The 13,161-nt window shown below is 50.9% G+C and carries 13 protein-coding genes; all 13 read left to right on the top strand.

Annotated features, from left to right (window positions below; genetic code table 11):
• Positions 1-36 precede the first annotated feature (36 nt).
• The 13 genes from EKM75_RS03995 to EKM75_RS03935 all read left to right on the top strand — a co-directional run bounded on the left by EKM75_RS03995 (position 37) and on the right by EKM75_RS03935 (position 13,062).
• Positions 37-1,059 (top strand): lipoate--protein ligase, encoded by a 1,023-nt coding sequence (locus EKM75_RS03995; RefSeq protein WP_125692352.1) that lies wholly within the window; start codon positions 37-39, stop codon positions 1,057-1,059.
• A 183-nt stretch (positions 1,060-1,242) separates the two neighbouring features.
• Positions 1,243-2,331 carry an LCP family protein gene (locus EKM75_RS03990; RefSeq protein WP_125692350.1) on the top strand — a complete coding sequence of 363 codons (1,089 nt, stop codon included), beginning with the start codon at positions 1,243-1,245 and terminating at the stop codon, positions 2,329-2,331.
• A gap of 804 nt (positions 2,332-3,135) precedes the next feature.
• Positions 3,136-4,179, top strand: coding sequence for a dTDP-glucose 4,6-dehydratase (gene rfbB / locus EKM75_RS03985; protein ID WP_125692348.1), 1,044 nt, complete (start codon positions 3,136-3,138; stop codon positions 4,177-4,179).
• A gap of 262 nt (positions 4,180-4,441) precedes the next feature.
• Positions 4,442-5,209, top strand: a complete 768-nt coding sequence (locus EKM75_RS03980; protein ID WP_125692347.1) for a YveK family protein — start codon at positions 4,442-4,444, stop codon at positions 5,207-5,209.
• 10 nt (positions 5,210-5,219) lie between these two features.
• Positions 5,220-5,954 (top strand): CpsD/CapB family tyrosine-protein kinase, encoded by a 735-nt coding sequence (locus tag EKM75_RS03975; RefSeq protein ID WP_125692346.1) that lies wholly within the window; start codon positions 5,220-5,222, stop codon positions 5,952-5,954.
• On the top strand, positions 5,955-6,689 hold the full coding sequence (locus tag EKM75_RS03970; protein WP_125692345.1) for a tyrosine-protein phosphatase: 735 nt from the start codon (positions 5,955-5,957) through the stop codon (positions 6,687-6,689). It begins immediately after the preceding gene.
• Between the two features lie 39 nt (positions 6,690-6,728).
• Positions 6,729-7,397 carry a sugar transferase gene (locus tag EKM75_RS03965; protein WP_125692344.1) on the top strand — a complete coding sequence of 223 codons (669 nt, stop codon included), beginning with the start codon at positions 6,729-6,731 and terminating at the stop codon, positions 7,395-7,397.
• Positions 7,398-7,420: 23 nt separating this feature from the next.
• Positions 7,421-7,870 (top strand): PssD/Cps14F family polysaccharide biosynthesis glycosyltransferase, encoded by a 450-nt coding sequence (gene pssD / locus EKM75_RS03960; RefSeq protein ID WP_125692343.1) that lies wholly within the window; start codon positions 7,421-7,423, stop codon positions 7,868-7,870.
• Entirely contained in the window at positions 7,870-8,361 is a 492-nt protein-coding gene (locus tag EKM75_RS03955) for a glycosyltransferase (protein WP_125692340.1), read from the top strand. Before pssD ends, EKM75_RS03955 begins: the two co-directional genes overlap by 1 nt.
• A complete protein-coding gene (locus tag EKM75_RS03950; RefSeq protein ID WP_125692338.1) occupies positions 8,358-9,110 on the top strand; it encodes a glycosyltransferase family 32 protein in 753 nt (250 codons plus the stop codon). Before EKM75_RS03955 ends, EKM75_RS03950 begins: the two co-directional genes overlap by 4 nt.
• Complete coding sequence (locus EKM75_RS03945) at positions 9,107-10,561, top strand: hypothetical protein (protein WP_125692336.1); 1,455 nt, start codon at positions 9,107-9,109, stop codon at positions 10,559-10,561. The genes EKM75_RS03950 and EKM75_RS03945 overlap by 4 nt, the downstream gene beginning before the upstream one ends.
• Positions 10,558-11,559 (top strand): glycosyltransferase family 2 protein, encoded by a 1,002-nt coding sequence (locus tag EKM75_RS03940; protein WP_164508723.1) that lies wholly within the window; start codon positions 10,558-10,560, stop codon positions 11,557-11,559. The genes EKM75_RS03945 and EKM75_RS03940 overlap by 4 nt, the downstream gene beginning before the upstream one ends.
• A 51-nt stretch (positions 11,560-11,610) precedes the next feature.
• Complete coding sequence (locus EKM75_RS03935; protein WP_225426654.1) at positions 11,611-13,062, top strand: lipopolysaccharide biosynthesis protein; 1,452 nt, start codon at positions 11,611-11,613, stop codon at positions 13,060-13,062.
• Positions 13,063-13,161: the final 99 nt, after the last annotated feature.

Here is a 13,161-nt window from a genome sequence, read left to right as displayed (position 1 = left end):
CTAAAATAGTCCTAGATTACCGAGAGGGATGACTGGATGCGTTACCTAGCAAGTTCAAGCTTAGATATTCGCCAAAATTTAGCAATTGAAACGTATTTGATGGAGCACGCCGATCTGTCGGAGCCCATCCTGTATTTTTATATCAATTCACCGTGCATTATCGTTGGCCGCTACCAAAACGTGTTGGCTGAAATCAATCAGCAGTACGTTAAAGACCACAACATTATCTTGACGCGGCGGACCTCTGGTGGGGGTGCCGTGTACGACGACCTTGGTAACGTGAGCTTTAGCTTTATTACCCAGGATGATGGGGATGCCGTGGGCAATTTCAAACGCTTCACAGACCCGGTAATCAAAGCACTCCATCAGATGGGGGCGACCGGTGCCGCCATGACGGGTCGTAATGATTTGACCATTGCCGGCAAGAAGTTCTCTGGTAACGCCATGCACGTCGAAAATGGACGGATGTTCTCCCACGGAACGTTGATGTATGATGTGGATCAGACGCAGATTGCCAAATCCTTGCAGGTACCAGCCGACAAGTTGGCTTCCAAAGGGGTCAAGTCGGTGAAGAGTCGGGTGACGAACCTAAAACCGTATTTCGCTGAGGCCTATCAGCATCTGACCATTGAAGAATTTCGGGATACCTTGGCCAAGGAGATTTTAGCGGTATCGGATCTTAAGGATGCCCAGACTTACCAGTTGACGGCGGCGGATCAGGCGGGTATCAAGCAGCAAGCCGACCAGTATTTCAACAACTGGGATTGGATTTATGGCAACGATCCGGCCTATTCGCTGACGCGTCGTCAGCACTTTACTGCAGGAACGGTTGAGTTTGACCTGGATGTGGCAGGTGGTAAGATCCAAGCCATTCAGATTCACGGCGACTTCTTTGGCCAATTACCAATTGACGAGGTGACGGCTAAATTGACTGGAGTGACCTACACGCCAGCTGCCGTTGCTGCCGTCTTTGACACACTGGATGTTCCGAGTTACTTTGGTAAAATCACCAAAAATGAATTGGTTGACCTGCTGACTAAGCAGCCAGCCACTGAATAGGACGAGACTGGTTCGTAGAACTTGATTAGTCGAAGCGTTGCTGCAGAGACGGTAACGCTTTGTTTTTTATTAAGGTTGCCTGGCAATCAGGTAACCTTAAGGAATTACCCCTATAATGGACAAGTTGATTCATATGATTAATTTTAAGAACGACCACCTGGCAGTTTGCGGGTGGGTGAAAGGGTGGCTAACCAAACCATGGAAATGGAAAAACGACAACGACCAAGAAGAAAACGACATCCAGTCCGGAACACAATTCTGGTGCTGATTCTGGCACTATTAGTGGGAGGCGTGGCGTACGGCTATCAGAAGTATCAAAGTATCAAGAAGTCCGTTGATACCACGTACCAAGCATCTGGTGCTAAGAAACTCCGGAACGTCAACGCAGTCCTTAAGCAGAAGAAGCCAATTTCGATTCTGCTAATGGGGACCGACACGGGGGCCCTTGGTCGGACATTTCAGGGACGGACTGACAGTATGATGGTCGTGACGATCAATCCGGAAACGGAGAAGACGACCATTACCAGTATTCCGCGGGATACGGCGGTTTCAATCCCCGGGTATGAAGATTACGGCACGGTTAAGATTAATGCTGCGTACGCTTATGGGAAGTCAAAGACGGCCATCACGACCGTCCAAGATATGTTAAACATCCCAATTGACTTCTACGCCATCATCAACATGGGGGGGATGGAAAAGATCATCGACGAGGTCGGTGGTGTGGACCTGACGCCAACGTTGAGCTTTAGTTATGGCGGGTACACCTTCAAGAAGGGCGTGAAAACGCACATGAATGGGAAACGGGCGTTGGCCTACTCCCGGATGCGTGACGACGATCCCCAAGGAGACTATGGTCGGCAGACGCGGCAACGGAAGGTCATCATGGCCTTGTTGAACAAGTCTGGTTCGGTCACGTCATTGTTGAACGAAAGTTTCATTAGTTCACTGACCAAGCAGACGCAGACTGACCTAACATTTAACGACTTGACGGCGCTGGCTACGAATTATCGTCGTGCCACGAAGAGTATTAAGACGACCCACTTGCAGGGGACTAGTGAGACGCTTAACAGTCAGAGCATGGAAGTTGCCTCAAAGACTGAGTTACAACGGGTTACGAATTATATTCGGACCGGCTTAGGCTTAGCTCATAAGTCAACGGGGACCATTGCTCAGGTTGACGCATCGACTGGCGAGGCTGGTTCGAGTGACGCGACGAGCAGCACGGGGATCACTGATAACGGCAATAATGGTGGCCCTGGTGGCGGTTACTAAGAGTCGTTACACTCCGGAGGGCAAGGATTCTGCCTACTGTGGGGATGCTTCAACCTTTAGTGAATGAACTAAAGGTTGAAAGTTCGAAAATCGTTATTAAACCAAGAATAATCAGGCGTTATCGACTTGAAATTAGTCTTGCCCAGCCACCTGCGGCGGTCAGAGATTCCGCCTGCTGTGGGGAACGCCTACGGCCTGAAAAACGGTCCTGCGGCTCGGTTTGAAGCCTGAAAAACCACCAGTCTTCAAACGCGTTTCACGCTGTAAGCCGAAAATCGGCTAACACCGTCGACACAGCTGGCGCCACCTCTGCCCCCCTCCGGTTAAACGGGTTCTAAGCTATCTTAAATGGCTGAATGAAATATTATTGGCGTGCCACTAGGTAGCCGAGAGTGAGTCAAATTTGGACTCAGTCGTGGGATTTTCAAGTGATTTTCTTGAAAATGGCGACTTGAAGACGTGTTTTGCGGCTTCAAGCGAGGGACAAGACCGCTCTTTGGCTTGTCCCGTCCTTCCCACCGCGTTCCAGTCCAAATTTGGCGAACGGTAAGGTGGCAATTTCCAACTATGTCTGACTAAACACCAATACCCAATCCTTGTTGTATCAAGCATAGTGGGCGTTTCAGTATTTTCAACCTTTTGGAATGAATTGATTGTGATAAGAAAGAGCGCTGCAGACTGAGGTCTGGGCGCTTTTTCTATAGGTATCATACTAGGTGGGTGATCCTTGATGAGTTGCTTCCACCCGCTAGTTCGTTGTAGTGTAAGGTATCAGTAGTGAGCGTTGAAGGGAGTTATTGCCAAATGAAAAATATCTTAGTTACGGGGGGCGCCGGCTTTATTGGCGCCAACTTTGTTCGTTATGTGGTGGCCAATCACCCGACGGTTCACGTAACGGTGCTGGATAAGTTAACGTACGCCGGGAATCGGGCCAATCTGGCTGGGCTACCGGCTGACCGGGTGCGGCTGGTGGTCGGCGACATTGCTGACGCACGCTTGGTCAATGACCTGGTCCAGCAGGTCGATGCCGTTGTTCACTACGCGGCCGAGAGCCACAATGATCGCTCGTTACGTGATCCAGCGCCGTTTATTCAAACCAATATCGTTGGCACCTATACGCTGTTACAGGCCTGTGTTCGCTACGACGTCCGGTTTCATCACATCTCCACCGATGAGGTTTACGGTGACCTGCCACTCAGAAATGCTGGGATGAACGACGCAGCGGATAAATTTACCCCCAAGTCGCGGTATAATCCCAGCAGTCCCTATTCCGCTAGCAAGGCGAGCTCTGACATGCTGGTGCACGCTTGGGTCCGATCGTTTGGGCTACGGGCGACCATTTCGAATTGTTCTAACAACTATGGGCCCTACCAACACATTGAAAAATTCATTCCCCGCCAGATTACGAATATTCTCAGTGGGCGGCGGCCCAAGTTATATGGGACGGGGCAAAACGTACGCGACTGGATTCACGTGGATGATCACTCGCGAGCGGTCTGGCTAATTTTAACGCAAGGGAAGATTGGCGAAACTTATCTGATTGGGGCCAACGGTGAGCGTTCGAATTTAACGGTCCTGCAGGCAATCTTAACGGCGATGGGCCAACCAGTCGATGCCTATGATCACGTGCACGACCGTCCGGGGCATGACCGGCGGTACGCTATCGATGCTACTAAAATCGAGACTGAATTGGGGTGGCAGCCGCAGATAACGGACTTTTCAACCGGCCTGCAGCAGACCATTACTTGGTATCGGACACATGAAAGCTGGTGGCAGGAAGAAAAGGCGACAGTTGAGGCCGCTTATCAGGCTGTTCAAACGACCGAGGCGACTAGGAACTATGAATAAAGTGAGGGCGAGGCGGTGGTCTCGTTTTTTTTACCATTAATTTAATTGTCAATTATAACCATCCGTTAGTAGCATTATATGTAAATGAGTTGGCTGAGATTCCTTTTAATAGCTAAAACGAAAAAACGCAATAGGATTGACTTGATTGCGAAAAATGGTTTATAGTATGGTAACAAATATAAAAGTTGTTGTAAAAGCTAGCGCGCGTTTGAACAAGTGGTGGTCGCTCACGTTAGTCACCAGGACCTACACGGAGGAGAGTATGGAGTCAGAACAAACAATAAACTTGGCACAAGTTGCCAACATTCTACGGAAGCACGTCAGATTGATCAGTCTAACCACCCTATTAGTCACGGTCTTAGCCGTGGTGGCGACCTTTTGGATCATGACACCCAAGTATCAGGCAACGACCAACATTCTCGTAAATCGCCGGGTGACGGCGACGGAACAGGGCGGTCAACTACAACAGGTGCAGGCCGATGTCCAAATGATCAGCACGTACAAGGATATCATCACTAGCCCAACGGTTTTGGAACCAGTCAGCCGGGAGGTTCGTGACTTACCTGGCCATCCAGATGGCTTGAAGCAGGCATTGCAGATTGAGAATGAACCTAATTCACAGGTGTTTTCGGTAACGGCGACGGCGACCAATCCGCAAACTGCCGCGGCAATTGCCAACAAAACAGCCCAGTCATTCAAGGATAAAATCGGTAAAATTATGCGCATTGATAATGTGTCCATTGTTTCACCAGCAACCGCTAGTGGTGGGGCCGTCAGTCCCAAGAAGGCGATTAACATTCTACTAGGCGTGGTGGCGGGTCTCTTGATGGGGATGAGTTTAGCCTTCATTCGAGAAGCAACGGATAGAACGGTGACATCGGAAAAGTTCTTGACCGAAGACCTGGGCATAACCAGTCTCGGAATTCTTAGCGAGATTCCGCAGGAACAAGCACAGGGGCGCCGGTCATCTGAGTCAACGTTGACTGGTCAGACTAACACTCAGGTACGACGCGTTCAAAGAAGGGTTTAGGTGGAAGAGTATGCGATGGTTCAAGCACAAGACGTTAAGTGATGCCAGTCATAAAAATGGCGTGGGGTTGATTACCGCTACGGCACCGGGGCATCAGATTGCTGAGCAGTTTCGCACGGTGCGAACGAACATTCAGTTTTCCTCAGTGAATCACCCAGTTAAGTCGATTCTGTTTACTTCCTCTGCGCCCTCAGAGGGCAAGTCGACTATGAGTAACAATTTGGCCGTCACGTGGGCTAGTCAGGGGGCACGGGTGGTCCTGGTGGATGCAGATTTACGGCGTCCGACGGTTCACCAGACTTTTGACGTAACCAATCGTTTGGGCATGACTAATTTCTTATCCGGTGTGGCAACCCTGGCAGAGGTGGTGCAGGCAACAACAATCACCAATTTGTCGGTGGTGACCAGTGGACCTATGCCGCCCAATCCAGCAGAATTGCTGGGAAGTTCGCGGTTAAAGCGACTGTTACAGGAGTTACAGGCCAGTTATGACTTGATAATTGTGGATGCACCTCCAGTCAATACAGTGACGGATAGTCAGCTATTGGCGGCAGAGGTGGACGGGACCATCTTGGTGGTGCCGCAAGGAATTGCCACTAAGAATGGTGTCCGACGAGCTCAGCAACTCTTGCAGGCCGTGCATGCCAATGTTTTGGGGGCGGTGATGAACCGTGTCACTGATTTGAAATCGGATGGTTACTACGGACAGGCGTACCAGGGTTACTATGGTCGAACGGATAATTAGATGGGGTTAATTGATATTCATACCCATCTTTTACCAGCAATGGACGATGGACCGCAAAACCGTGACTTAGCGTTGCGACTAGCAGAGATGATGGTTGCCCAAGGCGTGACCCACGCCGTATTGACACCGCATCATTTGCTGGCTGATTACGTCAACCCTAAATGGGCTGTACAGGAGCGCGTGGTTGCCTTTCAATCTGCGTTGCAGTTGGCAGGTATTCCACTGACGGTATTCCCCGGGCAGGAGGTTCATATGACCGGGGACCTGTTAAATCATTTGGCAGCCGATGACCTGTTATTTTTAGACGGGGTGGGGACTTACTTGTTGCTGGAACTGCCAGCCACACACGTGCCCCTGTATACCGAAGACCTATTATTTCAGTTGACATTGCGGGGAATCATCCCCGTCTTAGCTCACCCAGAACGACATCCGGTGCTGCAACGGGAACCGGACCGCTTAGAAGGATTGATGCGACTGGGATGTCTACTCCAGGTGACGGCGGGAAGTTATCTGGGGATGTTCGGTCGCGCTGCTCAGAAATTAGCCACTCGCTTGTTGGCGAGTGTACCGGGGGTTCTACTAGCTTCCGATGCCCATAACCACTTGCGGCGCCCTTGCGTCATGGCGCAGGCTTTTCAGCAATTAGCGAGTGAAGTAGGGTTAGACCGTTGTCGAAAAATCAATGATAATGCCGTCGCCGTAGTCAACGGGGAATCCCTACTTACGGGCGGCTAAACACTTTTGCCACTCAGAAGAAAGGGTTAGGGACTTTTAATGGATTATCGTGACACAAACTATCAGAGTAGCTCGCTTGACCAGGCCAGACAACGACGCCGGTATTTATACCGAACGAGTAAACGGGTATTTGATATGATGATGAGTCTCTTAGGATTGTTGCTCCTGATGCCGGTATTCATTGTGGTTGCCCTCTTGATCAAGTTGGAAGACCCACGGGGACCTGTGTTTTATTCACAAACTAGGGTAGGCGTGAACCAACGGCCCTTTCGGATGTTTAAGTTCCGTTCAATGGTGGCCGATGCTGACCATCAGCTCAATCAGTTGCTACAACGAAGTGACGTGGCCGGGGCCATGTTCAAAATGAAGCAAGATCTCCGAATCACCAAAATTGGTCGGGTTATTCGTAAATACAGCGTGGATGAATTGCCGCAACTGTTGAACGTTTTGTTGGGTCAGATGAGTCTAGTTGGTCCGCGGCCACCATTGCCACGGGAGGTGGCTACCTACACGTCTCACGATTTACAGCGCCTGACGGTGAAACCCGGGTGTACGGGGTTGTGGCAAGCAACGGTCCGCAATGAGGTGAGTTTTGCCGAAATGGTGTTGCTGGACCTTCAGTATATTGCGCGCCGGAGTTTTCTGCTGGACCTGTATGTGTTACTTTTAACAATTCGTGTTTTTGTGAAACCTAACGGGGCTTACTAGTCGTTAAGAAAGGAGATGACTGAATGAAGGTATGCTTGGTTGGATCCAGTGGTGGTCACTTAGCACATCTGCGGCTACTCCGAGAATTCTGGGCGGACGAGCAGCGGTTCTGGGTCACCTTTGACAAGCCGGATGCGCGGAGTCTGCTCAAGGGTGAGCGTCGAATCAATTGTTTTTTTCCGACCAATCGCAACTTGAAAAACCTGGTTAAGAATACGTGGTTAGCATTCAAGGTATTACGGCGGGAACGTCCCGACGTGGTTATCTCGTCGGGCGCCGCGGTGGCCGTGCCATTTTTCTACGTCAGCAAGCTCTTACGTATCAAGACGGTCTACATCGAAGTCTTTGACCGGATTGATGCGCCCACTTTAACGGGCAAGCTCGTTTACCCAGTCACGGACCTCTTCGTGGTTCAGTGGCCAGAAATGCGGAAGGTGTACCCCAAGGCAGTGAATCTCGGGAGGATTTTCTAATGATCTTTGTGACGGTAGGCACTCATGAACAACCCTTTAACCGCCTGTTAGTGGCCATGGAAGATTTAGTTGTGCGGGGGATCATTACAGACCGGGTCGTGATTCAGTCGGGGTACGCGACCGCGGTAGCTCCCCACTGTGAGGTGACCGATTTTTTGAGTAATCAGGGTATGCAGCAAGCGATGCAGTCGGCGACCACCATTGTCTGTCACGGGGGACCGGCCACCTTTATGCAGGCCCTGGCGTTGGGCAAACGAAGCATTGTGGTGCCCCGTCAAATGGCATTTCGGGAGCACGTGAACAATCACCAGTTGACGTTCGCCAGACAGGTAGAGCAGCAGGGGTACCCGTTGACCGTAGTTGACGACGTGGCCGAGTTGGCGGCAATCTTTACGGCTGCCTGTGCCGTGCCGCACCAGTTGCCCTCACACACGCACCAATTTAACCAGCAGTTGACGACGGCAATTCAGCGGATGGGAGTGTCGTCATGATTCCTAAAGTAATCCATTACTGCTGGTTTGGTGGTCAACCACTACCTGACAGTGTGACACGTTGCTTGGCGTCCTGGCGGCGCGTCTGTCCGGATTATCAAGTTAAACGCTGGGATGAATCAAACTGGGATGTGACGCAAATGCCTTATGTGCGGCAGGCGTACGCGCAAAAGAAGTTTGCCTTTGTTGCCGACGTTGCTCGTCTAGACGTAATTGCCCGGCACGGTGGTATTTATTTAGACACGGACGTGGAACTTCTCGAGCCGTTAGATGCGTTTTTAACATACGATGCGTTCTTTGGCATGGAGGAGCCGGGCCGCGTGAATACTGGTGTCGGGTTTGGGGCAATCAGTAAGCATGCCATGGTAGAAGACCTATTGGCCCAGTATCAACAGCGTAAGTTCATGTGTCGCAATCGACCGGATCTAACCACCTGCGTCACGATTGCGGCCCCGTTATTCAAGGAGTGGGGGGTCCAACGAAATCAGCAAATCCAATATTTACAGGATAAGCGCGTCGTCATCTTGCCACCAACCTATTTTTGTCCGGAGGATCTCGCCTCTGGCAAGTTACGACTTACGGCGCAAAGCGTCGCTATTCACCATTACGCGGTCACCTGGAAGCCCGCTACCTCGCTAACCGTTACCCGGTGGAAAATCAGGAGCCGTCGTATCATTGATGCCGTTGGTGGGGAAGGGAGTTATGCACGACTGAAGAGCTGGTACAACACGGTAAGGAGCAAGATTTGAAGACAACTATTTCCCAAACGCCGGGGTTACCGGTTAAATATATCGTTGCGTTGTTAACGACTTTTACGGCAACTTTTTTGGCGGCCGTCACCGGTGGTTTTCCTGTCGCTTGGTTAGTTGCCGTCGTTGCTGGGTGGTTCCTCAATCAGTTACGGCAACAGCGCGAGCTAATTTTGCTGGCCATCGTGGTGTTACTGGTTTTTCAAAATTTCTTGATTGGCGTGGGCGCTCACCTAGCGGGAAATGACCAGGGATTGACTTTTTTGACACAGGTGCCATTGCTCTTCACGGTGGGGCTCTTCGTTGGCGGTCCGCTCAAAACCATCCGTTGGGATTGGGTGACGCGACTTTTTCTCGGGCTACTGGCGATCACACTGGGTTCGCTAGCGTTCGGGCACGGGTCGCTGGGGGCGATTATTGCCAATCTTAGAAATTTGACGTTCTTTTTCATGGTCTACCAGATAGCTTGGCAAAATAGTCGGCTGGCATCTTTTGATGTCGCGGCTCTTTGTCGACGATTGTGCCACCTGGCCTTGCTGATTATTGGCGTCGGCGTGATTTTTCTGCTGGGCGGATATCGTGCGTACGCTACTATTGGTATTGATGAAGTTTATCGTGCTAAGGGGGCCACCGCTGTTGCGCAGGCGGGACTAGACGGTCGGTTTTACTCAGATGCCTTTGGTCACGCTGTGACGCGGATGGGATCGTTGTACTACGAGCCCGTCAACCTCGGCTATCTGTTGGTGGGAATCCTCCTGTTTTTGTTGATGTTCCGCTGGACGCAGAGTTGGGTGGTCCGGGTGGTCAGTGACACCATCGTCCTGGTAGGGGTGTTCCTAACCTTCGGGAAGGGGGCACTCATGGTGCTGGGTTTAGCATTGCTGGCCCCAGGAATTCACCGGAGCCTGAAATGGTGTCTTCATTTTCTAAATGATCGGGCCATTTATCTGGGCGTGCTGCTACTCGTTGCTGGCTTGGTTTACCTGTACAGTAATTTTTACTACCAAACGTTCGGTGGGGCAGTGGGCAACCACTTTACTGCTATTACGGAAACGTGGCGCAATATCTTAGCCCGACCGCTAGGACATGGTCTAGGCACTGGGGGCAACGCTGCCGCAGTGCTGAACGTTGGGGAGAGTGATGATGCCACCTGGTTGAGCACGGGCGGTGAAACTGCTCTCCTGTCGTTTGGGTATCAGATTGGTTTAGTGGGAATTGGCATCTTGAGCCTGATTTTTGTTCAGCTGGGGCGTCAACATCTGGTTCGTTTAAATTCTTTGACGCGACGAGTCCAGGCTAGTTGTCTGCGGTTGGCGTATCTACCAGTAATTTTGATTATCATGAGTATTTTTCAAGACAATACATTTACCCCACAATGTATTGCAATCTATATGATGTTACTTGCGATGGGACCAGTTTTTCGTCGCCCGGCAGGAGAGGAGTCCCCATGAAGTCCCCATACTTTTCAATCATTATTCCGGTGTACAATGCCGCCCATTTTCTGGAGCGCTGCCTGACATCCGTGTTAAGCCAGACATTCACAGATTTTGAAATCTTGGCGGTGGACGACGGCTCAACGGATGCTTCGTTGGCGGTGCTCCAACAATTTACAGTGAAGACAACGACACTGCAGGTGCTTTCTCAAGCCAACGCGGGCGTCTCGGCCGCGAGGAATGCTGGGTTAAAAGTAGCACGGGGACAGTACGTGTTATTCCTAGACCCGGATGACTATCTAGCGGCAGATGCACTGGCGATTTTGAAAAAGCAGCTGGTGAGTCGACCAGATATTGCTTGTTTCAACGTCTTGTTGGCAAGTTATAATCGGACGTACGCTATGGCACTGAACGAGAGATTTGCTCGGCCACAGCTTTTTGCAGCCCCCAGTTTCCTAGAAGTAATTTTCACCCAGGGTGGCTTTCGCGGCTATGCTTGTAACAAGGCTTATCGTAGGGCTGCCATTCAGGGAATGTATTTTGATGAACACGTGGCTTATTTGGAGGATGAATTGTTTAATGTCCAATTAATCCAACGGGTGACGACGATTCTGTGTCTGCCGGAGCCATTGTACGTGTATTGGCAACACGCCGAGTCGCTAGTGAATTCAGGCTTTAATCCTAAGAAAATCACGGCGATTCAAGCGGTCAATCGGATGCTGACCAGTGTCCCGACAGCGTTTCAAACGGATCTCGAGGTCCGTCGGAATCGGTTGATTATAGAACTGGCTAGTAGTGCCTTAAGAAGTCATCGGCAGGAGTTTAAACAACTGCGCGCTATGTATTGTCGGTTATCACCACGCTGCCAGCATTGGGTGTATGGACCAGCTAATCGGACGATTCTCCGGGTGGCCAACTGGCATTTTGAGGGAGCAGCACGACTCTTCTGTGTGAAAGAGTCACTAGTGAAGAGTCGCCTGTTCTACTGGTTGCGTTGCCGGTTGGCTAGGCCGTAGCCGGTTGCTCGCATGAATGAAGAGGTTCGGGGAAATTATATGAGAAAGTTGATGACAAAATATAAGCAGCTACCAGTCCAGGTGCGGGCCTCCTTTTGGTTTCTGATTTGTGCGTTTGTTCAGCGGGGGTTGTCAGTCCTGACGACCCCCATCTTTACGCGCCTGCTGACCCCGCAAGAGTACGGGCAATTTAGTGTCTTCAATTCCTGGTTAAATGTGGTGACTATCCTGGTATCACTGAACCTCTATGCCGGTGTGTATATGCAGGGGTTAGTGAAATTTGACCGAGAACAAGCGACTTTTTCCTCTTCCATGCAGGGATTGACGGTCGTTTTGGCCGGCGGGTGGACCGCTGGCTATCTGCTATTCAGGACGCAGGTGAATCAACTGCTCGGTCTGCCGACGGTGCAAGTGTTGGCCATGTTGGTGATTATCTGGGCTGGCGCGGCGTTTAACTTTTGGTCGGTAGCGCAACGCGTGGCCTACCGCTACCGACGATTGGTGGCGATGACGCTGCTGGTGACCGTTAGCCAGCCAGTGGTGGGTATCTGGTTAGTGGTCCACGCTCAGGACAAGGTGACAGCGCGAATCGTGGGGTTGGCTTTGGTCCAACTGATTGCGTACGTGGGCTTCTTCTTCGTTCAAATGAGTCGAGGACGGCGGTTCTTCTCCGCTAGATTTTGGAAGTACGCCATCTGCTTCAATGTACCGTTACTGCCACATTTTCTCTCACAGGCAGTGTTGTTTAGTTCGGACCGCATCATGATCGATAAGATGTTGGGTGCCGGGGTAGCGGGGATTTACACACTAGCCAGTGCAATCTCGATGTTAACGACCCTTTTTAACGATGTGCTGCTACAGACGTTGGAGCCCTGGATGTATCAGAAGATAAAAGCGGGACGAGCGGGGGATATTTCACGAGTTGCTTTGCCTGCGTTGGGGATGATTGCGGCAATTAACATTGGGTTCATTGCTTTTGCGCCGGAACTAGTGGCTATTTTTGCGCCAGCATCTTATCTACAAGCAATCTGGGTCATGCCACCGATTACGATGAGTGTGTTTTTCGCTTTTCTCTATAATTTTTTCGTGGTGTTTGAACTGTACTACGAGAAAACGTTATTCGTGACGGTAGCTACCATTGCTGGTGCCGGGTTGAACCTGGGCCTAAACTTTTGGTTGATTCCACGGCTAGGGTTCTATGCGGCGGGTTACACGACTTTAATCTGCTACGTCGCGTACGCGCTAGGCCACTATCTACTAATGCAGCGTATCTGTCGTGAGCGACTGTCGGGCGTGCGGGTCTATCGGCCGCGACGGCTATTAGGGATCATTGGCATTTTTATGAGCATTGGGCTGCTATTTCTAGCTAGCTATCACTGGCCGTTGATTCGGTACGGGTTGATTGGTGTTGGCATTCTGGCGCTCTTCTTAACCCGGCGTCGGTTGGTGACGACGGTTCGTGACCTGATTGCGGTGAGACAAGGGGATGAAACGGCGGAGTGAAGAATTCAATTCAGTGTATTTTAAAAAACGTCAGTGGTTTGTGTCCGTCAGCCATCTGCGGCGGTCAGAGGTTCCGCCTGCTGTGGGGAACGCCTGCGG

It is taken from the genome of Levilactobacillus tongjiangensis (assembly GCF_003946345.1).
GTDB lineage: Bacteria > Bacillota > Bacilli > Lactobacillales > Lactobacillaceae > Levilactobacillus > Levilactobacillus tongjiangensis.
This window is presented reverse-complemented; position numbering and strand designations above follow the sequence as displayed.

What these genes read in the sequence shown, in the direction of transcription:
- EKM75_RS03995 (WP_125692352.1), top strand. Translation starts at nt 37, where the DNA reads ATGCGTTACCTAGCAAGTTCAAGCTTAGATATTCGCCAAAATTTAGCA.
- rfbB (WP_125692348.1), top strand. Translation starts at nt 3,136, where the DNA reads ATGAAAAATATCTTAGTTACGGGGGGCGCCGGCTTTATTGGCGCCAAC.
- EKM75_RS03980 (WP_125692347.1), top strand. Translation starts at nt 4,442, where the DNA reads ATGGAGTCAGAACAAACAATAAACTTGGCACAAGTTGCCAACATTCTA.
- EKM75_RS03975 (WP_125692346.1), top strand. Translation starts at nt 5,220, where the DNA reads ATGCGATGGTTCAAGCACAAGACGTTAAGTGATGCCAGTCATAAAAAT.
- EKM75_RS03970 (WP_125692345.1), top strand. Translation starts at nt 5,955, where the DNA reads ATGGGGTTAATTGATATTCATACCCATCTTTTACCAGCAATGGACGAT.
- EKM75_RS03965 (WP_125692344.1), top strand. Translation starts at nt 6,729, where the DNA reads ATGGATTATCGTGACACAAACTATCAGAGTAGCTCGCTTGACCAGGCC.
- pssD (WP_125692343.1), top strand. Translation starts at nt 7,421, where the DNA reads ATGAAGGTATGCTTGGTTGGATCCAGTGGTGGTCACTTAGCACATCTG.
- EKM75_RS03955 (WP_125692340.1), top strand. Translation starts at nt 7,870, where the DNA reads ATGATCTTTGTGACGGTAGGCACTCATGAACAACCCTTTAACCGCCTG.
- EKM75_RS03950 (WP_125692338.1), top strand. Translation starts at nt 8,358, where the DNA reads ATGATTCCTAAAGTAATCCATTACTGCTGGTTTGGTGGTCAACCACTA.
- EKM75_RS03940 (WP_164508723.1), top strand. Translation starts at nt 10,558, where the DNA reads ATGAAGTCCCCATACTTTTCAATCATTATTCCGGTGTACAATGCCGCC.
- EKM75_RS03935 (WP_225426654.1), top strand. Translation starts at nt 11,611, where the DNA reads ATGACAAAATATAAGCAGCTACCAGTCCAGGTGCGGGCCTCCTTTTGG.